The following is an 18,573-nucleotide window of genomic DNA, read 5'->3' on the forward strand; positions in this document are numbered from 1 at the left end:
TTTCACAATTGCTCCATTACGCACCGCAAAGGATACCCGTTTTGGCGGGCAGCCTCATGAACCTGCACGCATCGGGTGGCCGCGATGTCGTATATGTACGAGCCGACAACGCCCCTGCCCTTCCGATGCACGTCTTCCATGATAAATAAGGCTTCTTCATGGGTTTTATGAAACACGCCCACGAGAATAGCCACGACGAAATCCTTCGTCGTGAAATCGTCATTCAAAAGCACTACTCTATACTGTTTCGGCTCATCCACGTCTTCGGAGAGGAATGTCCGCTGATCTACCCTGTTATCCGGATTCATACCTTAAAAATACTGCAAAACACGGCCCGAAACAATAGTAATTCACCTTGAAACCCCTGGTCGGCTCATGGCATTATGAGGCTATGAAATCCATTATTTCCTGGAACGTGAACGGCATCAGAGCCGCGGAAAAGAAAGGCTTTTTAGAATGGCTGGCGGCCGAATCGCCGGACGTATTATGCCTTCAGGAAACGAAAGCCCATAAGGGACAGGTGTCGCCGGAGCTCGGCGATCCGGTCCTGCCGGACGGACGGAAATGGAAATCCTGGTGGAGCTCGGCGAAAAAAGCAGGCTACTCCGGCACGGCCATCTACTCGAAAGAAGAACCGCTGGACGTCCGCAACATGGGGATCCCCGAGTTCGACGACGAAGGCCGGGTAACGATGGCTGAATATCCCGGAGCCGTCGTCATATCGGCATACTTTCCAAACTCGCAGGAAGCCGGCGCCCGGCTCGGCTATAAACTCGATTTTTGCTCCGCGATGAAGGAAACCTGCGACTCCCTGGTTTCAAAAGGAAAAAACGTCATTCTCTGCGGAGACTACAATATCGCCCACAAGCCGATCGATCTGGCCAACCCGAAAACCAACGAAAAAAATCCGGGATACCTTCCGGAAGAACGTGCGTGGATGGACGAATTCATAGGCGCCGGCTGGGTTGACACCTTCAGGCGTTTCTGCGCGGAGGGCGGCCATTACAGCTGGTGGAGCTACCGCTTCAAGGCGCGCGAAAAAAACATCGGGTGGCGCATCGACTATGCATGCGTAAATCCCGGATTCGCTCCCGCGGTCGGCGAATCGGTCATTCTCAAGGACGTCTACGGGTCGGACCATTGCCCGGTGAAAATCACCTGCGATCTTCCATGAGAATAAAATACAACGCCCCGACGACGCTGACCTTCGCATTTTTCTGCACTCTGACCGTCGCGATCGACCAGTTCCTTCTGCACGGGTTCATCCGCGCTTTTTTCACCGTGCCGAGCGCTCTGCAGTTCGATATTCTCAAACCGCTGGATTATCTCCGCATGTTCACCCACATCGCCGGACACGCAGACTGGAACCATCTGTTGAGCAACCTCGCCTACATACTCCTGCTCGGCCCGATGCTCGAAGAAACCTACGGCTCGTTCACCATGTTCTTGATGATCGTAGTGACCGGCTTCGTTACCGGCGTGTTGAACGCATGCTTCTTTCCCCACCCCCTGCTCGGCGCCTCCGGCGTCGTATTCATGATGATTTTGCTCGCCTCGTTCACCAATCACGGGAAAAACGACGTTCCGCTCACCTTCATCCTGATCGTCATCCTGTATCTCGGGCGCGAATTCCTGAACGCGTTCAGGGGCGACGATATTTCCCAATTCGCTCATCTGGCGGGTGGCCTGTGCGGAAGCCTCTTCGGCTTCTTCCGGCCGAGGCCCGCTCCCCGGCGAACCGCTGCGCCGAAAATAAACGTCGCCGCGAATGCAGCCGCGCCAGCCGACCTGCCGGTTCGAACGCCTCCAATCATGCAAGCCGGCGCGAAAAAAGCCCCCCCGGCGCGATTTCAGACCAAACCCTCGAAAACCGCAACGCCGGCGGCTGCCCAACCGAAAAAGCCGAGCGCTTCGCTGAAATCGGCTTCTCCTCAAAAAGCCTCCTCAGAACAAAGCCGTTCCGCTCAGCCGGCAAAAAGAAAAACCGCGCCAGAAGCGCGCCGACCGGCCGAACCAAAGGATGTTCGCAAACGAGAAACGTCGTCCGGGGACGCCTCCTCGCGAAACGCCGGTAAAACGCGAAAGACGCAAAGCGGCGGCAATTGAAGAGCCGGCGTGCTATCTGATATACTCGTTTCCATGCACGACCGACTTTTGCGCATGAAAGCGCGATTCACCGAACTCGATACGAACATACAAAACCCCGACCTGGTCCGGGATCCTTCAAAATATAAAGAAACCATGAGGGAACATTCATATCTGTCCACGCTCATGGAAGAATACGAGCTTTACTGTAAACTGGAATCGTCGATCGCGGAAACCAAAAGCCTTATCCAGGACGCCGACGATCAGGAAATGAGAGAAATGGCCCGCGAGGAGCTCAAAGAGCTGGAGGCCGGCCTTGAGAAAAGCGAAGAACGCCTCAAAGTCCTCATCATACCTCCGGATCCGTTGGAAGAAAAAAACATCATCATGGAAATCCGCGCCGGCACCGGCGGAGAGGAAGCCGCGCTTTTCGCAGCCGATCTTTTCAAGATGTACACCCGTTTTGCCGAATCCCGCCGATGGAAGTACGAAGTCATTTCCGCCAATGAAACGGGCCTCGGCGGTTTCAAGGAAATAACCCTTTCCATTTCCGGCAAATCCGTATACGGCGCGCTCCGCTACGAGTCGGGCGTCCACCGCGTGCAGCGCGTGCCTGAAACGGAAGCCTCGGGACGCATACAAACCAGCGCCGCCACCGTAGCGGTTCTCCCCGAAGCCGAGGAGACGGAGGTAGTCATCCGGCAGGAAGACCTGCGGGTAGACGTGATGCGCGCCGGGGGACCTGGAGGACAGTGCGTCAACACGACCGACTCGGCAGTCCGGCTTACCCACATTCCCACCGGCATCGTAGTCATTCAACAGGACGAAAAAAGCCAAATCAAGAATAAGGCGAAGGCGATGCGCGTTCTCCGCACGCGGCTGTTCGAGCTGGAAGAAAATAAAAAGAACGCCGAGCGAGCGGCGAACCGGAAAAGCCAGATAGGCTCGGGGGACCGCTCGGAACGCATCCGCACGTATAATTTTCCGCAGAACCGGCTTACCGATCACCGCATAAATCTGACGCTCTATAAACTCGACCTGGTAATGCAGGGAGACATCGACGAACTCGTCGAAGCTCTCGCGATGGCCTCGCGCGAAGAACTCATGAAGGAACAGCAAGGCTGATTCCTTTTTTTACCGTCAGGAGCAGACTATGAACGCCGCCCAGGCGCGTATGAAGGCAGTGGAAATTCTCAAAAAGAACCCATTCGTCGCCGCCGCGACTCCGGAACTGGATGCGTCCATTCTTCTTTCAAAAATTCTCGGAGTCTCCAGAACAATGCTTTTGGCCCATCCCGAAATAGGATTAACCAGAGAACAGGAGAAAGACTTCATTAGTCAACTCGAAATGCGGCTCCAGGGAACTCCCATAGCCTATATAACGCAGGAGAAAGAATTCTGGGGATTGCGTTTCAAGGTAACTCCCGCTGTTCTCATACCGAAACCCGATACGGAAATCCTGGTGGAACGCGCATGCGGCATCGTCCAATCCATCAGAATCGCTCATCCCGGCGCCCCCATACGCGTTTTGGACGTTTGCACGGGTTCCGGATGCATCGCGATAGCCGTCAAACGCAGCTGCCCCTACGCCGAAGTTTCCGCGACAGATATTTCCGGCGAAGCCCTCGAAATCGCGCGTGAAAACTCGCGCGCCCTCGTCGACGACGAGGTCTCTTTTATCCAGGGAGATCTCAGACAGGGATTGCCGCGCATACAGGGCGGATGGAGCCTTGTCGTTTCCAATCCTCCCTATGTGCCGTCGCTCGTTGCCCGTTCCCTCCTCGAGGACGGCAGGGGGGAGCCGTTGTCTGCTCTCGACGGCGGCTCGGACGGTCTCGACCTCGTACGCGCCCTCGTTCCCGCCGCCCTCGATGTTCTCGCTCCTAATTCGCGTATTCTCATCGAGAGCGGCGAATATAACGCATCTGAAACGGCTCGAATATTGAAGAGCTCCGGCTTTACCGATATAGTGATTCATAAAGATCTGGAAAACCAGGATAGAGTCGCAGAAGGAAAAAGCCATGACGGAATACCCTGAATCCCTGTTCAAGGACTACCCGCATTTTTCTCCAGAAGAGTCGGATCAAATTTCCCGAGCTCTCGAGTATCTTATTTCCGTCAGTTCCAACATGGCGCGCCCTTCCGGAGAAGCCTTCTCGGCGCATCCCGTCAGAGTCGCCCGCATTCTCGCTGATCTCGGAATGGACGGAGACACGGTAGCCGCCGCCCTCTTCCATGCATCCGCGGAGCTTCCCGATTTTTCCCCTGAAATTCTCCTGTCCCGGTTCAATCCGACCGTCGAATCCCTCGTCTCCGGATCTTCGCGCATATCCGGCCTTAACATGAAGAATAAAACGCTGCAGCAGGCTGAGTCGATCCGGAAAATGTTTTTCGCCATGATCAACGACATCAGAATCCTGATGATCCGCCTGGCGGACCGGCTCGACAAGATGAGATCGCTGAAAAACCTTCCCGAATCGGAGGCCCGCGTCATCGCGCAGGAGACCATCGAAATCTGGGCGCCTCTGGCGAACCGGCTGGGTATTTCCTCCATTAAGGATGAATTGGAAGATCTCAGCCTCAAAGCGCTCAATCGCGAAGCATTCGACCAGATAAAAGCCCTGGTCGCGGCTAAAAAGGGCGAACGCGCATCTTTCCTTCAGGAAGCTGAAGAAACCCTCGTCGCTCGCGCCCGCGCATCCGGAATCGAGATCGCCGTTCAATCGCGCGCAAAGCATTTCTGGTCCATTTACCAGAAAATGAAAAAACGGAACAAAGCGGCTGACGAATTGTACGACCTCCTGGCGATGAGGATTCTCTGCGAAACGGTTAACGACTGCTATACGATGCTCGGTCTTGTCCACACCATATGGAAACCCCTGGACAACAGATTCAAGGACTACATCGCCATGCCCAAGCCCAACGGCTATAGAAGCCTTCACACAACCGTAATGGGCTTGGAAGGCCGTCCGCTCGAGATACAGATCAGAACCCGGGAAATGCACGACATCGCGGAAAACGGAGTCGCCAGCCACTGGCTCTATAAGAAGGGAACGAGCAACGAAATAATCACAGAAAACAGCCTTTCCGTCATCAATCAACTGAAGGAGCTCACGAAATCGAGATTCACCGATGAAGACTATCTAGCCTCCATCAAGACCGATATCCTGGGCGACTCCATCTATGTGTTTACGCCGAAAGGCGACATCATGGAACTTCCGGCCGGCTCTACCGCGATCGACTTTGCCTATCATGTCCATACGGCAGTCGGCGAAAAAATCGTGGGAGCCAAAGCGGACGGGTCAATCATCCCGCTGTCGGAGCCGCTGAAAAACACCCAGGTGATCGAAGTAATCACGCACCCTCAGGCTCATCCGACTCAAAATCAATATGCGAACGCCCATACAGCGAAAGCCCGGCAAAAAATACGGGCCTGGCTCGCAGAGAACGATCCCGGCGCATCCTTCGAGAAAAAGGAAGCCGAACAGGAGCCGGCCGAACAGAAGCACCACCATCGCGGGATACGCACTCATGAGCCTGAAAGCTCGGAAGAAAGGGAATTCGACGCGGCCGTTCTGAATATCAGGATCGGCGACACCACGAACTTCATGATCAAATTCGCCCAGTGCTGCAAACCGGTCCCTCCGCTCCCCATCGTCGGCTATGTATCCCGCGGGAGAGGCATCATAATCCACCGGAAAGACTGCACGAACCTTGGCCGCATTCCGGAGATAAAGCACAGAAGCATCCCCGTGGAATGGGAAGTTCCTCCGGAAGAAAAGCCCAAAAAGAAAAAATAAGGGCGGCTCGTCCATATCGAACGAACCGCCCCTTCCGGCGAAAAGAATTTCCACCTGAGCAACGCTTGCCTGCACCGAATAACAAAAGCCGTTATCGGATAGCGGACTGCTTTATCGAATATCAAGAACTTTTATCGAATACGGTTTCGTCGCTTCCAAAAGCGCGTCCTTGGAAATATCGGAAACCTTTATCAAACACCTTTTGTTCGTAACATCGCTGCCCTCGCAGATGACCAGCGCATGAATGTTTCCGCCCTTCTCGGTAATGCAGGAAGCCAGCTTGTGCAACTCGCCTCTTTCTTCGGGGACCAGAAGCGTGATGCGCACTCCCTCCTGATACGCGCCGAACATTTTTATGAACAGCCTGTACAGGTCTCCATCGGATACGATGCCGGTTAAAACGCCGTTTTTTAATACCGGCAGTGCGCTGATGTTGTTATCGACCATTATGCGGGCGGCTTCTTCGACCACCTCGTTTTCATCGACGGTTATGACGTTCTTTTTCATAACCTGCTCAACTTTCAACCGGGAGAGGAGGTGGCTCATCTCGTACATATCGAGGGTTGTCGCTACCGACGGGCTTGCATTGACAATATCCCTTTCCGTGATGATACCGACAAGTTTGTTGGATTTGTCCAAAACCACAAGCCGCCCGATCTTTTCTTTTTTCATGATGGAGCGGGCTTCCGGAACGGACATATCCGGATGAATAAATCTCGGATTAAGAGTCATAACATCTGCGACGACCATAGCATGCCTCCTTATGATGGATGATACTATGATTATACATCATAATCAGACTCCGAGGTATGCTTTCCGCACTTCCTCGTTCGCTAAAAGATTTTCAGCGGTATCCGCGAGCTTTATCGCTCCGTTCTGCAGAACATATCCCTTATGAGCGATCTTCAAGGCCATGTAGGCGTTTTGTTCGACCAGAAATACCGTCGTCTTTCGTTCACGGTTTATCTTGCCGATTATTTCGAAAATATGCTGAACAAAAATCGGCGCAAGACCGAGAGAAGGCTCGTCAAGAAGAAGAATCTTCGGACGCATCATAAGAGCCCGGGAAATGGCGAGCATCTGCTGTTCGCCCCCCGAAAGGGTTCCCCCCTGCTGATGACGCCGTTCCGCAAGCCGGGGAAAAAGCTCGAAAACCTCTTCAAGATCGCGTCGAATGCCTTCTTTGTCGGAACGCAAGAAAGCTCCCATATCCAAATTTTCGGTTACGGTAAGCTGCGGAAAGATGCGGCGGCCCTCGGGAACCTGAGCTATGCCGAGCTCTACGATCTTGTTCGGAGCCATTCTGGTTATGTCCTTGCCGTCCAGAACGATGGTTCCCGAACGAACCGGCGTAATGCCGCAAATCGACATCAACGTCGTGGTTTTACCCGCTCCATTCGCGCCGATAAGGGTTACGATCTCTCCTTCTTCGACGGTAAGGGAGATATCTCTGAGCGCTTGTATATTTCCGTAAAAAGTTTGAATCGAATTCAGTGTCAGCAATGCCATGTCACTCTCCCAGGTACGCCTTGATTACTTCAGGGTTGCTCTTGATTTCTTCGGGTACGCCTTCGGCGATCATGCGGCCGTAGTCAAGCACGTATATTTTCTCGGATACATTCATAACAAGACTCATATCGTGTTCAATCAATAGAATTGAAACGCCTTCTCCGTCCCTGATCTTATGAATGCTCTCTTCCAGTTCTTTTGTTTCCTGCGGATTCATGCCGGCGACGGGTTCGTCCAATAGCAGGAGAAACGGTTCCGTTGCGAGCGCCCGGGCGATCTCCAACCGCCGCTGGGCTCCGTACGGGAGATTTCTTGCGGCGTCGTTTACGAAAGAATGAAGATTCATCTTTCTGAGAATTTCATAACTATCGTGAATAACCTTTTCTTCTTCGAGACGAGTCGCCGGAGTTCTAAAAATGGATTGAAACACGCCCGCCTTTAGCGAATTATGACGAGCGAGCATAACATTCTCCAGAACGCTCATATTCGAAAAAAGTCGGATATTCTGAAAGGTTCGAGCCAGTCCTTTTTGATTGATTACGTTGGGCTTCAAGCCTTGTATCTCTTTTTTTCCGCTTCCGTCGGGATCGATGCTCACGGTGCCCGAAGTCGGCTTGTACACGCCGGTTATGCAATTGAAAATCGTCGTTTTTCCCGCTCCGTTAGGCCCGATCAGCGCGGTTATCGAGCCTTCCTTGAGCGATAGAGAGGCGGAATCGATCGCGCGTAGCCCGCCGAACACCATCGATATATCATTAAGCTCCAAAATTGTGCGTTCTGATGCATTCATTATTGATTTCCCTCCCCCGTCGTCCGGAAGGCGTATTTTTTACGGTTTCTCGGTAGCAGCCCGTCAGGCTTGAAAATAATTATAACGATCATCGCTACCCCGTAAATGAGCATGCGATACTGGGAAAGCGCGCGGAAATATTCAGGCAAAAGCTTCAGGAGAAGGGCTCCGACGATCGCTCCGGGAATAGATCCGGTGCCGCCGATTACTACAGCCATCAGGATCATTATGGATTCCCACAGGGTGAAGCTGTCCGGATTGATGAAAGTCGTTTGAGCGGCGAGCAAAACGCCGGCTATTCCCGCCCAGAAAGCGCCGAGCGCGAAGGTAATCAGCTTATTGCGCACCAGATCGATGCCCATAGCCTCGCATGCGATTTCATCTTCCCTCATGGCTTCCAGGGCGCGTCCGGTTCTTGAATCCTCGATTCTTCTTGCTACCAGTATCGACAAAGCTACCAGGGCGACTGTTATATAGTAGATATACACCGCGGCGGCGCCTGGCTTCAGCTTCATATTAAAGAACCAGGGACGCGGGATCAGACTGATTCCCGACGCTCCTCCGGTAAGGTCTCCTGAATTCTGGATGAACATGCGGACGATTTCTCCGAAGGCGAGCGTAATGATCGCCAGATAATCACCGCGGAGCCTCAGCACCGGGAGGCTTACCAGCACTCCGAATATGGTCGCGAAAATTCCGGCCAGGGGAAGCGCGATCCAGAACAACCAGCCGGCATTAATACCGGCGGCGGCGAACACCGAACCCGCGTATTTCCATAGCAAACCGTACGTATACGCGCCCACCGCGAAAAAAGCCGCGTACCCTAAATTGAGCAATCCGCCCATTCCTACGTGAATGTTCAATCCAAGCGCGAGAATTACGTATATCAGAGCGGTTATCATGATGTTCGTATGATACATGCCGAACAAATGCGGATACAAAACAACGAACAGCATCACCGCGGCCAACCCGCTGAAGCGGACTGTCTTCTTTTCCCACAAAGGAGATACGATTTTTTTTACGCGGTATGAGATCGATGAATCATCGGGTTTTTGTCCGCGGCGTTCGTTCCACACGAGAGCGCGCGTCCAAATCCACGATAAGACAAAAGCAGCGACTCCTACGATGGGCACCATTACCCATCGGAATTTAACCGTCGCGGCGCCGCCGGTAACGGAGACCTTCATCACGGTCAGAGGGAATAGCAAAACAACGAACCAAAGAGATATTTTGACGCGGTCGAACAGATTTAACGCAATTTTCTTTATTTCCATCGTTCAAACCTTCTGCTTTATATTTTTTCCGAGAATTCCGGCGGGCTTAATGACCAGAATTACGATCAGGATTACGAAGGCGAACGCGTCTTCATAATCGCTGGAGATGTAGCCTGTTCCAAGGCTTTCAGTCCATCCGAGGATGAAGCTTCCCAGAACGGCTCCGGGTATGCTCCCGATTCCGCCGAGAACGGCAGCCACAAAAGACTTGATGCCGGCGACAAAGCCGATGTAGTAGTTGATCTGTCCCATATATGAGCAAATCAATACTCCGCCTACCGCTGCCAGAGCTGATCCTATGATGAAGGTGACGGAAATAACCTGATTGATGTTTACGCCTAACAATTGCGCCATGTCTTTATCCTGAGCCGTCGCCCGCATGGCCTTGCCGATTTTTGTAAACTTAATGATGAAAACCAATAACAACATCACCACGGTTGTGGTAACCAGGATGATGAATTGAGTCGAATTGATGTACCCCTTCACCGGAGCAAGAAACTCCAATTCCGGCAGATATGAAGGAAATGAAAGATATTTTTCAGTCTGGCTCAACAGCACAAAATTTTGGAGAATGGTTGAAATACCGATAGCGCTTATCAGCGCCGACAGGCGAGGCTTGTTCCGAAGCGGGAGATAGGCGATCTTCTCTATGGTAACGCCGAAAGCAGCTGAAAAGAATACCGACACGACTACGGAAATAAGCAACACGAGATATATCGGAAAACCGGCGCTGTATAAAAATCCGCCGACGATGAGAGCGGTAAAGCCGCCGATCATATAGACTTCGCCGTGGGCAAAATTGATGAGCTGCACTATACCGTACACCATTGTGTATCCGAGAGCCATCAAGGCATATATGCTGCCCTTGGCAGTACCGCTTAGAAACAGCTTAAGAAAATATTCCATGAAAACCGATCCTTGCCAGACGTCTTGCATACAAGTAAAAAGAATCGCCTGTAAAAAAAATAAGAAGCGTCCGCCGGCGCGCGGAAGGCGCGCCCGGCGGACAAGCCGCTAGCTGCGGCGGAATTAGCTTATTTCAGCTCTACATACTTTCCGCTCTGTACCTGGAATACAGAGAAGCCGAAGCCGATAACGTCGCCGCGTTCGTCGAAGCTGATGTTGCCCAACGAAGTGTCGACATAGTTCGAGCGCAGAGCGGCTGTGATATCCTCATACTTCTCTGATCCGGCTTTGTCGATAGCGTTCAGAAGTGCCTGAGTGGCGGCATACGCTTCCTTGAAGAAGGCGCCGGGTTCTTCGCCGTACGCGTCTTTATGTGAAGTAATCGCCTTCACGGCAACGGGGAGAGCGGAGGTGTCCATGGGTCCGGTCGCGTACACGCCCTCGGCGTATTTTCCGGCGACTTCAATGAACGTATTGTCTTTGATTCCGTCGCAGGAAACGAACGGAACGGTAATTCCCTTTTCTCTCATCTGCTGAACGAGCTTAGAAGCTTCGGGGTGGTATCCGCCCCAAACGACGCCTTCGATTCCTGCATTGCCGATTTTATTCACGACAGCGGAATAGTCGGGAGCTCCGGGATTAACGCCTTCGAAAAGAACGATTTCAATTCCGGTTTCTTCGGCGAATGCCTTTACGAGATCCGCGAATCCTTTGCCGTAATCGCCCTTGTCGTGCAGAACGGCGAGCTTGGTAAGCTTGAGCGTATCCTTAATGAATCCGACGGCAAGCTTTGCCTGCGCATCGTCCGGAGCGATAGTGCGGAAGAAGTTGGGATATTCGCCGCTCTGGGTAAGAGGCGGATTCGTCGCGGAGGGAGAGATGCAAACGAGTTCTGAATCTTTGTAGATTCCGAGTGCGCTCTTGGTGGCGCCTGAGCAGATGTGGCCGATTACCGCAACGACTTTGTCGCTCACAAGCTTGGAAGCGGCATTGGTCGCGAGTTCGGGCTTGCACTGATCATCAACGATCACGAGCTCGATTTTCTTGCCTCTGATGCCGCCTTTGGCATTGTACTCTTCGGCAACAAGCTTTGCGGCGTTGACGGTCGGAAGACCGTAGGATGCGAGGTCTCCGGAATGGGCTCCGGCGACGCCGATTTTGATTACTTTCGAATCCTTGTTAGCGCATCCGCCCGCCAGCAAAACTGCCGACGCCGCGAAAACCGCCAAAACTACATGACGAACTTTCATATGGTTCTCCTTCTTTCTCGCCCGTGTTCTCACGGGTGAACTTATTCTAAGTGCAGGAAAGATTCCTGTCTACAAAAATACCGTATAAATATTCTAAAAATATGCAAAAAAAAGGGACTGTCAGAAATTCCGACAGTCCCCTCTTTAGGCTGCTAGACGAATCAAACGGCCTTACCGTTTTTGATCGCCGCCTTGCAGGTTTTGCATATCTTCGACTTTACGCCGGCGACTTCCTGATCATACAGTGTCTTAACCTGCTCGCGCTTGCACACTGGGCAAACGCCGCGTCCATGATTTGGGTTGGTACGAATACCTTTTCCGCGATGTGCTTTCGACATGATTTACTCCTCAGCGCCTTCAGCAGCCTTTGCTTTCTTCGCCGCAGGCTTCTTTTCACCGTCAGCTTTCTTAGCAGGTGCTTTTTTAGGAGCCGCAGCTTTCTTATCGGCTGCAGGCTTCTTTTCAGCGGCTGGTTTTTCCGCGTCTTTCTTAGGCTTCTTCTCGGCTTTATCTTCAGTTACCAACTGAAAATCGACCAATTCAAGGATCGCTACTTCGGCGGCATCGCCCTCGCGGAAGCCCAACTTCAGAACACGGGTGTATCCGCCGGCACGATCTTTCATGCGGGGTCCGATATCTGTAAAAAGCTTCGCAAGCACGGCTTCATCATGAATGATGCGCGCTACCTGGCGGCGATTGTGAACTGTATCAACCTTAGCGCGGGTGATAAGCTTCTCAGCGGTTCTTCGTACTTCCAAAGCTTTCGGCTGAGTAGTTGTTACTCGCTCGTACCTGAACAAAGACGTCACCATATTGCTGTGCATGGCACGGCGATGAGACGCATTGCGTGAAAGCGGATTAAAGCCGTTTTTATGCTTCATCTGATTCTTCCTTCTGCTTGGGCAACTTGATAGAATTCTTAAGGTGACTGTAATCGGTCATGCCTAAACCAAGATTCCATTCGAGAAGCTTTTCGCGAATTTCCTGCAGACTCTTTTTGCCGAAGTTTCTTGTCTTGGCAATGTCGTCTTCAGTTTTCTTGGTTAATTCACCAATCGTCCTGATATTTGCGTTTTTGAGGCAGTTCGACGAACGAACGGATAACTCAAGTTCTTCAACCGGAGTATTGAGAAGCTGACGAACGCGTTCGTCCTCTTCATCAAAATCGTCATCCTTTCCGATCTCATTCTCGTTGAAGTTGACAAAGGTTGTAAAATGATCTTTTGCAATCTTCGCCGCTTCAGCAAGAGCGTTTTCAGGGGATATTGTCCCGTCTGTCCAGATTTCAAGGATAAGCTTGTCGTAATCGTTCCGCTGTCCGACACGGCACGGTTCAATGGCGTACTTCACCTTGGTTACCGGGCTGTAGATCGCGTCCATAGGAATGGTTCCGACAACCTCGATGTATTTCTCGTTAACTTCGGCAGGAACATAGCCCCTGCTGAAATCTACCTGAACCTCAATCTCGACCTTGCCGCCTTCCATCATTTCAAAAATGTGGAACGGCTTGCTTAGGATCTCCAACTGAGTGTCACGGGAGAACATATCGCTCTTAACTGAAACGGGTCCCTTGAATTCAAACAGAAAAGTATCCTGTTCTACATCTTCCGGAAGCCGCAAACGAATCTGTTTAAGATTATTCAGGACTTCCAAGGTATCTTCTACAACATTCGGAATCGTCTCAAACTCGCTGGAAATACCATGAGGCACCCCATCAGCATCATAGGATGTAATCTTCACTGCGGAGATTGCGTATCCCTGGATGGAAGAAAGAAGGACGCGACGAAGCGTATTTCCGACAGTAGTTCCAAAACCGGTCTCGAAGGGAGAAGCCACAAATTTTCCGTAATCAGATCTTGATTCATCTTGCTCGAAGGTAATACCCTTAGGCTTTTTGAATCCTTTTAGCAGATTTTTGCGGGCCATCCGAACTCCTCTTACTTAGAATAGAGCTCGACTACGAGCTGCTCTTTAATGTCGGCCAAGTCAGTAACATCGGCGCGATGAGGAATGGAAACAAAAGTACCCTTAAGGGCGTCAACATCAATACTGATCCATGAGTATGAACCGGATTTGGAGACTTCCTTTAATGAATCCTTGATTACATTGAGTTTTTTGCTGCTTTCCTTAACCTCGACCACATCACCAGGCTTCACAAGGTAGCTGGGGATATTCACCGGCTTGCCATTAACCAGAATGTGTCCATGACCGACGATCTGGCGGGCTTGATTGCGGTTCGCCGCTAAATGCATGCGGAACACGACATTATCGAGTCTGCGCTCGAGTAAACCGATAAGGTTTTCACCGGTTACGCCGGGCATGCGAAGAGCACGTTCAAAGAAAAGGCGGAATTGCTTTTCGAGCATTCCGTACATTCTCTTGATTCTCTGCTTTTCACGGAGCTGAACGCCATAGTCAGAGCGCTTTCCGGTGCGGGCCTTGGGATCCTTGCCGGGAATTGCGCGCTTCTTATTGATAGGACACTTGTCGGATTTGCAGCGATCGCCTTTAAGGAAGAGTTTCTTCTGTTCAGCGCGACAAAGTCTGCAAAGGGGTCCTGTATATCTAGCCATTTATTTCTCCTTTGTCAGATTCGCCGAGTCTTGCGGGGACGGCAGCCGTTGTGAGGAATGGGGGTAACGTCGCTGATGGACTTTACCTTCAAACCAAGCGCTCCAAGGGAGCGAACTGCAGATTCGCGGCCGACGCCGGGACCCTTTACGAAAACATGCACTTCGCGAAGGCCATATGTAAGAGCCTTCTGAACTGCGGTTTCCGCGACACTCTGAGCGGCGAAGGGAGTTGATTTCTTTGCTCCGTTGAATCCAAGCTGACCGGAAGACGCCCATGAAAGGGCATTTCCCATCAAGTCAGTAATAGTTACGATCGTGTTGTTGAACGTCGCCTGGATGTATACATTTCCTTCGTATACGCTCTTCTTTTCTTTCCGTTTTTTTACGGTTGCCACGTTATATGTTCCTCCAACTCAGGATATTACTTCTTCTTGCCGGCAACGGTCTTTTTCTTACCCTTGCGCGTGCGAGAATTGGTCTTTGTGCGCTGTCCGCGAACAGGAAGACCCTTTCTGTGCCGGAGGCCCCGGTAGCAGCCGATATCCATCAGACGCTTGATATTGAGACCGATTTCGGTTCTCAAGCGTCCTTCGACCTTGTACTCAGCATCGATCACGGTGGTGATCTGCTTGAGCTCATCCTGGCTCAGATCGTTGATCTGGCGCATGGAATCAATTTTGGCCTTTTTACAGATATCGTCAGCGGAGGCGCGACCGATTCCATAGATATAAGTCAACGCAATGTTAACATGCTTGTTAGGGAGGTCAACTCCCGCGATACGTGCCATTCAGTTCCTCCGTCAGCCCTGGCGCTGTTTGTGCTTGGGATTGGTGCAGATTATCCGAACGATTCCACGTCGGCGGATGACTTTGCACTTATCGCATATGGGCTTTACGCTCGTTCTTACCTTCATAAAAAACAACCTCCGAGAAAGAGGCACATTGTACCTCTTTCTCAAAATTTTGGCTACAGGTTACGGGACCTGATCCTTCCTTTTTTTACCAGACCCTCATGATGATGCATCTTAAGCTGCGCTTCAATCTGACTCATAGTATCGAGATCGACACCGACAAGAATCAACAATGAGGTTCCGCCCATCAACATTGAAATTGACTGCGGAAAACCGAAAAGGTTCTGAATGATTGTGGGAAGAACCGCAATCGCCGCGAGATACAGGGAACCGGGAAGAACCAGACGGTTCAGGATTCTCTGCATATATTCTTCAGTCTTGTCTGTTCGGATCCCGGGAATCGAGCCGCCGTTTTCCCGGATTTGCTTTGCGATTTCAGTGGGGTTCAGTGTTACCTGTGTATAGAAATACGCAAAGAATACAATAAGAAGAACATAGAAAACATTGTACCAGACGCCGTTCGGACGAAGGAAGGTCGCAAGGCTGTTAAGCCACTTGACGTTCGGTCCGATGCTGCTGGCGACCTGGAGGGGAAAGGTCAGGAATGAAGAAGCGAAAATGACAGGGATCACTCCGGACGGATTGATCTTGAACGGAATATACGTATTCTGTCCACCGTACATTTTTCTTCCGACGACCCTTTTAGCGTAATGCACGGGAATCTTGCGCTGGCCCTGCTGTTCATAGACAACAAGAGCGACGATCGCCACGAACATTACAAAAGCAACAATTACGAATACCGGGTTAATGTCGCCCCGCTGAACCATCTTGACCAATTCCCAAGCTGCGCTCGGGAGACGGGCTACGATACCAGCAAAGATGAGCATTGAAATACCATTTCCGATTCCGCGCGCCGTTATCTGTTCGCCGAGCCACACAGTAACCATCGTACCGGTAGTAACCGTAAGCATGGCGATCAATGTGTAGGCGAGCCGATCGATAACAATCGCACCGGGTATGCTTGATGCATACACGGTAACGGCGTATGACTGGATGAGAGCGACGCCGATAGTGGCGAGCCTCGTCCAGGACTGGATTTTTTTCCGCCCGCCGTCATCTTCCGCGGCCTTCTTCAGACCGGGGAAAATGATGAGCGCAAGCTGCATCAGAATCTGGGTGGAGATATACGGCATTACACCAAGCATAAACACGGAAAAGTTAGAAAAAGCGCCGCCCGCGAAGAAGTCCATATAATCGACGAAGGCGTTTCCCCGAACCTGATCTCTGAAAAAGCTTGTCAATGCAGCCGGATCAATACCTGGAATGGTCAGTACCGAACCGAGGCGAAAAACAGCGAGAATTATGACGGTAAAAAGGATTCGCTCGCGCAATTCCCTAATCCTGAACATATTTACAAAAGCATTGTTTGCCATTTTCTACACCCGCTCCCAGTTATTCAGCAGCCTGGACGACAGTTCCACCAGCCTTTTCGATCTTCTCCTTCGCAGAAGCAGAAACCTTATCCACATCGACGGTCAGCTTTTTAGTAAGCGTACCGTCTCCGAGGACCTTTATGAGGGCAGAGAATTTTCGGAGAATCCCTTTCATTACGAGACTCTCGCGGTTAACGGTTTCGCCGTTTTCATACTTGGTTTCAATCTCGGAAAGATTGAAAACTTCATATTCCTTGGCGAAAACTTGATTGGAGAAACCGCGTTTGGCGATACGGCGATAAAGAGGCATCTGACCGCCTTCGAAACCTACGTACACCTTACCGCCGGAGCGGGACTGCTGTCCCTTGTTTCCCCGGCCCGCGGTTGTTCCGCGGCCTGATGAAGAACCGCGTCCTACAATCCGTTTCTTCTTGTTTGCGCCTTCGGGCGCGTACAGGTTAAAATCAGACATTTAGTTGATCTCCTTGACTTCGACAAGGTGCCGAACCGCAGCAACCATTCCCAGTACGGGAGCGGACGCTTCGTGTTCAACGGTCGAATTGAGCTTTTTCAGGCCCAGAGAACGTACTGTCGCCGCGACTTTCGGCTTTTGACCGATCGTGCTGCGCACGAGCTTAACAGAAATCTTGCTGGCCATAGTTTACCCCCACAGATCCTTGAGGGCCTTGCCTCTGTTTTTTGCTACAACCTTCGCGTTCATGAGCTTTTTGATAGCTTCAAAGGTAGCGCGAATGACGTTGACTGAAGAGTTCGCTCCAAGAGATTTGGAAAGAACGTCAGTTACTCCAGCCGCTTCCAGAACAGCCCGGATCGGGCCGCCGGCAATGATTCCGGTACCGGAACAAGCGGGTTTCAGGAGAACTGAAGAACTTTTGAAATCAGCCTGGATGTCGTGAGGAATGGTTCCGTTCTTTATGGGAACGTGAATCATATTCCTCTTGGCTTTATCAATACTCTTACGAATAGCTTCAGTTACATCATTTGCCTTGCCGAAACCAAATCCGACACGGCCTTTCTGGTCGCCCACAACGGTGAGCGCGGAAAAGGAGAAACGGCGTCCGCCCTTTACAACCTTAGCGGTTCTGTTGAGCTTTACGAGCTTCTCAACGAACTCTTTTGGTTCCCTTTCCTTGTTAAAGTCCTTATGGTGATCCATAGCCACTCCTAGAATTCGATTCCGGCGCTGCGGGCACCGTCGGCAACGGCCTTAACAACACCATGATAGATATAGCCGTTTCGGTCGAACACCACGGAGGTGATGTTCTTTTCCTTAAGACGGCGGCCGATTTCCTCTCCAACCTTGGTGCCGGAAGCGATATTCGCTTTCATTGCAGCAAGATCTTTCTCGAGGGTAGTCACAGAAGCAAGAGTCGTTCCTGCGTCATCATCGATGACCTGAACAGAAATATTGCTGTTCGAGCGGAAAACGGTCATCCGGGGACGAGCGCTGGTTCCATGAATTCTCTTGCGAATGTGAACCTTTCTTTTCAGCCGTTTTCTGTCTTTATCGTTAAGTTTCTTGAACATTTCGCTTTCCCTTATTTCACGCCGGTCTTTCCGACCTTCCGCTTAATGATTTCGGTCTCATAGCGAATACCCTTACCCTTGTAGGGTTCGGGTCCACGAAGCTTACGGACCTGCGCGGCGAACTCACCGACTTGATCCTTACGGCTGCCGGAAATAGTGATTTTACCCTGTGCATCCGCAACGACGGTAAGTCCTTCAGGAATGCCTGCGATAAAATCAGTTGAATAACCAAGGTTAAGAATTAACAGTTTTCCCTGCACTTCCGCGCGGTAACCAACACCGTTGATTACAAGCGTCTTGGTGAAGCCGGCGGAAACGCCCTTAACCATGTTATTAAGAAGATTTCTGTACAGACCATGGCAAGCACGGCCCTTTTTCGAATCATCTTTGCGCGTAACAACAGCTTCCGAACCCTCAACCTTGATTTCAACGATGGGGTCGTAAGACTGGGAAAGCTTTCCTTTCGGACCTTCAACATGGATTGAATCGGCAGAAACGGAAACCTTTACGCCTGCCGGAATGGCGACCGGAAGTTTACCAATACGAGACATGTAA

Annotated in this window: 25 protein-coding genes; 5 read left to right on the top strand and 20 right to left on the bottom strand. The window is 51.4% G+C overall.

Annotated features, from left to right (window positions below; all coding sequences use genetic code 11):
* Positions 1 to 2 precede the first annotated feature (2 nt).
* The gene (locus tag K7J14_RS12760) at positions 3 to 308 is read right to left on the bottom strand and encodes an ATP-dependent Clp protease adaptor ClpS (protein ID WP_230756982.1); all 306 of its coding nucleotides are present in this window, start codon (positions 306 to 308) and stop codon (positions 3 to 5) included.
* A gap of 83 nt (positions 309 to 391) precedes the next feature.
* Between K7J14_RS12760 and K7J14_RS12765 the strand changes: the two genes are divergently transcribed.
* The 5 genes from K7J14_RS12765 to K7J14_RS12785 are packed head-to-tail and all read left to right on the top strand — an operon-like array spanning position 392 to position 5,885.
* On the top strand, positions 392 to 1,174 hold the full coding sequence (locus K7J14_RS12765) for an exodeoxyribonuclease III (RefSeq protein WP_230756984.1): 783 nt from the start codon (positions 392 to 394) through the stop codon (positions 1,172 to 1,174).
* A complete protein-coding gene (locus K7J14_RS16265) occupies positions 1,171 to 2,106 on the top strand; it encodes a rhomboid family intramembrane serine protease (RefSeq protein ID WP_330165602.1) in 936 nt (311 codons plus the stop codon). Before K7J14_RS12765 ends, K7J14_RS16265 begins: the two co-directional genes overlap by 4 nt.
* Before the next feature lie 33 nt (positions 2,107 to 2,139).
* Positions 2,140 to 3,210 carry a peptide chain release factor 1 gene (gene prfA / locus K7J14_RS12775; RefSeq protein ID WP_230756986.1) on the top strand — a complete coding sequence of 357 codons (1,071 nt, stop codon included), beginning with the start codon at positions 2,140 to 2,142 and terminating at the stop codon, positions 3,208 to 3,210.
* Between the two features lie 28 nt (positions 3,211 to 3,238).
* Entirely contained in the window at positions 3,239 to 4,123 is an 885-nt protein-coding gene (gene prmC / locus K7J14_RS12780) for a peptide chain release factor N(5)-glutamine methyltransferase (protein ID WP_230756989.1), read from the top strand.
* On the top strand, positions 4,107 to 5,885 hold the full coding sequence (locus K7J14_RS12785) for a RelA/SpoT family protein (RefSeq protein WP_230756991.1): 1,779 nt from the start codon (positions 4,107 to 4,109) through the stop codon (positions 5,883 to 5,885). Before prmC ends, K7J14_RS12785 begins: the two co-directional genes overlap by 17 nt.
* Before the next feature lie 111 nt (positions 5,886 to 5,996).
* Here K7J14_RS12785 and K7J14_RS12790 read toward each other — a convergent pair whose 3' ends face one another.
* From K7J14_RS12790 to rplF, 19 genes are all read right to left on the bottom strand, one after another.
* A complete protein-coding gene (locus K7J14_RS12790) occupies positions 5,997 to 6,635 on the bottom strand; it encodes a CBS domain-containing protein (RefSeq protein WP_230756994.1) in 639 nt (212 codons plus the stop codon).
* Positions 6,636 to 6,680: 45 nt separating this feature from the next.
* Positions 6,681 to 7,394, bottom strand: a complete 714-nt coding sequence (locus K7J14_RS12795) for an ABC transporter ATP-binding protein (RefSeq protein WP_230756996.1) — start codon at positions 7,392 to 7,394, stop codon at positions 6,681 to 6,683.
* Position 7,395: 1 nt separating this feature from the next.
* A complete protein-coding gene (locus K7J14_RS12800; protein WP_230756998.1) occupies positions 7,396 to 8,184 on the bottom strand; it encodes an ABC transporter ATP-binding protein in 789 nt (262 codons plus the stop codon).
* Entirely contained in the window at positions 8,184 to 9,458 is a 1,275-nt protein-coding gene (locus K7J14_RS12805; RefSeq protein ID WP_230757003.1) for a branched-chain amino acid ABC transporter permease, read from the bottom strand. Before K7J14_RS12805 ends, K7J14_RS12800 begins: the two co-directional genes overlap by 1 nt.
* A 3-nt stretch (positions 9,459 to 9,461) precedes the next feature.
* Positions 9,462 to 10,364: a branched-chain amino acid ABC transporter permease gene (locus K7J14_RS12810; RefSeq protein ID WP_230757007.1), complete on the bottom strand. Its 903-nt coding sequence runs from the start codon at positions 10,362 to 10,364 to the stop codon at positions 9,462 to 9,464.
* 128 nt (positions 10,365 to 10,492) lie between these two features.
* Entirely contained in the window at positions 10,493 to 11,614 is a 1,122-nt protein-coding gene (locus tag K7J14_RS12815; RefSeq protein ID WP_230757010.1) for a branched-chain amino acid ABC transporter substrate-binding protein, read from the bottom strand.
* A gap of 161 nt (positions 11,615 to 11,775) precedes the next feature.
* Entirely contained in the window at positions 11,776 to 11,952 is a 177-nt protein-coding gene (locus K7J14_RS12820; protein WP_230757013.1) for a hypothetical protein, read from the bottom strand.
* A 3-nt stretch (positions 11,953 to 11,955) separates the two neighbouring features.
* A complete protein-coding gene (gene rplQ / locus K7J14_RS12825; protein WP_230757016.1) occupies positions 11,956 to 12,495 on the bottom strand; it encodes a 50S ribosomal protein L17 in 540 nt (179 codons plus the stop codon).
* Positions 12,485 to 13,540 (bottom strand): DNA-directed RNA polymerase subunit alpha, encoded by a 1,056-nt coding sequence (locus tag K7J14_RS12830; RefSeq protein ID WP_230757019.1) that lies wholly within the window; start codon positions 13,538 to 13,540, stop codon positions 12,485 to 12,487. Before K7J14_RS12830 ends, rplQ begins: the two co-directional genes overlap by 11 nt.
* An 11-nt stretch (positions 13,541 to 13,551) precedes the next feature.
* Positions 13,552 to 14,187 carry a 30S ribosomal protein S4 gene (rpsD, locus tag K7J14_RS12835; RefSeq protein ID WP_230757030.1) on the bottom strand — a complete coding sequence of 212 codons (636 nt, stop codon included), beginning with the start codon at positions 14,185 to 14,187 and terminating at the stop codon, positions 13,552 to 13,554.
* Between the two features lie 14 nt (positions 14,188 to 14,201).
* Positions 14,202 to 14,582 carry a 30S ribosomal protein S11 gene (gene rpsK / locus K7J14_RS12840; RefSeq protein WP_230757033.1) on the bottom strand — a complete coding sequence of 127 codons (381 nt, stop codon included), beginning with the start codon at positions 14,580 to 14,582 and terminating at the stop codon, positions 14,202 to 14,204.
* 26 nt (positions 14,583 to 14,608) lie between these two features.
* Positions 14,609 to 14,974 carry a 30S ribosomal protein S13 gene (gene rpsM / locus K7J14_RS12845; RefSeq protein WP_230757036.1) on the bottom strand — a complete coding sequence of 122 codons (366 nt, stop codon included), beginning with the start codon at positions 14,972 to 14,974 and terminating at the stop codon, positions 14,609 to 14,611.
* A gap of 12 nt (positions 14,975 to 14,986) precedes the next feature.
* On the bottom strand, positions 14,987 to 15,100 hold the full coding sequence (gene rpmJ / locus K7J14_RS12850; RefSeq protein ID WP_230757040.1) for a 50S ribosomal protein L36: 114 nt from the start codon (positions 15,098 to 15,100) through the stop codon (positions 14,987 to 14,989).
* A 53-nt stretch (positions 15,101 to 15,153) separates the two neighbouring features.
* On the bottom strand, positions 15,154 to 16,470 hold the full coding sequence (secY, locus tag K7J14_RS12855) for a preprotein translocase subunit SecY (protein ID WP_230757043.1): 1,317 nt from the start codon (positions 16,468 to 16,470) through the stop codon (positions 15,154 to 15,156).
* Positions 16,471 to 16,489: 19 nt separating this feature from the next.
* Positions 16,490 to 16,942, bottom strand: coding sequence for a 50S ribosomal protein L15 (gene rplO / locus K7J14_RS12860; protein WP_230757057.1), 453 nt, complete (start codon positions 16,940 to 16,942; stop codon positions 16,490 to 16,492).
* Complete coding sequence (gene rpmD / locus K7J14_RS12865; RefSeq protein WP_230757059.1) at positions 16,943 to 17,128, bottom strand: 50S ribosomal protein L30; 186 nt, start codon at positions 17,126 to 17,128, stop codon at positions 16,943 to 16,945.
* Between the two features lie 3 nt (positions 17,129 to 17,131).
* The gene (gene rpsE, locus K7J14_RS12870) at positions 17,132 to 17,647 is read right to left on the bottom strand and encodes a 30S ribosomal protein S5 (protein ID WP_230757061.1); all 516 of its coding nucleotides are present in this window, start codon (positions 17,645 to 17,647) and stop codon (positions 17,132 to 17,134) included.
* An 8-nt stretch (positions 17,648 to 17,655) separates the two neighbouring features.
* Positions 17,656 to 18,018: a 50S ribosomal protein L18 gene (gene rplR, locus K7J14_RS12875; protein WP_230757066.1), complete on the bottom strand. Its 363-nt coding sequence runs from the start codon at positions 18,016 to 18,018 to the stop codon at positions 17,656 to 17,658.
* A gap of 11 nt (positions 18,019 to 18,029) precedes the next feature.
* Positions 18,030 to 18,569 (bottom strand): 50S ribosomal protein L6, encoded by a 540-nt coding sequence (gene rplF / locus K7J14_RS12880; protein ID WP_230757068.1) that lies wholly within the window; start codon positions 18,567 to 18,569, stop codon positions 18,030 to 18,032.
* Positions 18,570 to 18,573 lie beyond the last annotated feature (4 nt).

This window comes from Teretinema zuelzerae (assembly GCF_021021555.1).
Lineage (GTDB): Bacteria > Spirochaetota > Spirochaetia > Treponematales > Treponemataceae > Teretinema > Teretinema zuelzerae.

Excerpts from the sequence above, each read along its gene's own strand:
- prfA (WP_230756986.1), top strand. The coding sequence starts at position 2,140 with ATGCACGACCGACTTTTGCGCATGAAAGCGCGATTCACCGAACTCGAT.
- rplR (WP_230757066.1), bottom strand. The coding sequence starts at position 18,018 with ATGTTCAAGAAACTTAACGATAAAGACAGAAAACGGCTGAAAAGAAAG.
- K7J14_RS12810 (WP_230757007.1), bottom strand. The coding sequence starts at position 10,364 with ATGGAATATTTTCTTAAGCTGTTTCTAAGCGGTACTGCCAAGGGCAGC.
- rpmJ (WP_230757040.1), bottom strand. The coding sequence starts at position 15,100 with ATGAAGGTAAGAACGAGCGTAAAGCCCATATGCGATAAGTGCAAAGTC.
- rpsE (WP_230757061.1), bottom strand. The coding sequence starts at position 17,647 with ATGGATCACCATAAGGACTTTAACAAGGAAAGGGAACCAAAAGAGTTC.
- K7J14_RS12820 (WP_230757013.1), bottom strand. The coding sequence starts at position 11,952 with ATGTCGAAAGCACATCGCGGAAAAGGTATTCGTACCAACCCAAATCAT.
- rpsD (WP_230757030.1), bottom strand. The coding sequence starts at position 14,187 with ATGGCTAGATATACAGGACCCCTTTGCAGACTTTGTCGCGCTGAACAG.
- rpsM (WP_230757036.1), bottom strand. The coding sequence starts at position 14,974 with ATGGCACGTATCGCGGGAGTTGACCTCCCTAACAAGCATGTTAACATT.
- rplO (WP_230757057.1), bottom strand. The coding sequence starts at position 16,942 with ATGTCTGATTTTAACCTGTACGCGCCCGAAGGCGCAAACAAGAAGAAA.
- K7J14_RS12800 (WP_230756998.1), bottom strand. The coding sequence starts at position 8,184 with ATGAATGCATCAGAACGCACAATTTTGGAGCTTAATGATATATCGATG.
- K7J14_RS12795 (WP_230756996.1), bottom strand. The coding sequence starts at position 7,394 with ATGGCATTGCTGACACTGAATTCGATTCAAACTTTTTACGGAAATATA.
- prmC (WP_230756989.1), top strand. The coding sequence starts at position 3,239 with ATGAACGCCGCCCAGGCGCGTATGAAGGCAGTGGAAATTCTCAAAAAG.
- rpmD (WP_230757059.1), bottom strand. The coding sequence starts at position 17,128 with ATGGCCAGCAAGATTTCTGTTAAGCTCGTGCGCAGCACGATCGGTCAA.
- rplF (WP_230757068.1), bottom strand. The coding sequence starts at position 18,569 with ATGTCTCGTATTGGTAAACTTCCGGTCGCCATTCCGGCAGGCGTAAAG.
- K7J14_RS12785 (WP_230756991.1), top strand. The coding sequence starts at position 4,107 with ATGACGGAATACCCTGAATCCCTGTTCAAGGACTACCCGCATTTTTCT.
- K7J14_RS12765 (WP_230756984.1), top strand. The coding sequence starts at position 392 with ATGAAATCCATTATTTCCTGGAACGTGAACGGCATCAGAGCCGCGGAA.
- K7J14_RS12830 (WP_230757019.1), bottom strand. The coding sequence starts at position 13,540 with ATGGCCCGCAAAAATCTGCTAAAAGGATTCAAAAAGCCTAAGGGTATT.
- K7J14_RS16265 (WP_330165602.1), top strand. The coding sequence starts at position 1,171 with ATGAGAATAAAATACAACGCCCCGACGACGCTGACCTTCGCATTTTTC.
- rplQ (WP_230757016.1), bottom strand. The coding sequence starts at position 12,495 with ATGAAGCATAAAAACGGCTTTAATCCGCTTTCACGCAATGCGTCTCAT.
- K7J14_RS12805 (WP_230757003.1), bottom strand. The coding sequence starts at position 9,458 with ATGGAAATAAAGAAAATTGCGTTAAATCTGTTCGACCGCGTCAAAATA.
- K7J14_RS12760 (WP_230756982.1), bottom strand. The coding sequence starts at position 308 with ATGAATCCGGATAACAGGGTAGATCAGCGGACATTCCTCTCCGAAGAC.
- K7J14_RS12815 (WP_230757010.1), bottom strand. The coding sequence starts at position 11,614 with ATGAAAGTTCGTCATGTAGTTTTGGCGGTTTTCGCGGCGTCGGCAGTT.
- K7J14_RS12790 (WP_230756994.1), bottom strand. The coding sequence starts at position 6,635 with ATGGTCGTCGCAGATGTTATGACTCTTAATCCGAGATTTATTCATCCG.
- secY (WP_230757043.1), bottom strand. The coding sequence starts at position 16,470 with ATGGCAAACAATGCTTTTGTAAATATGTTCAGGATTAGGGAATTGCGC.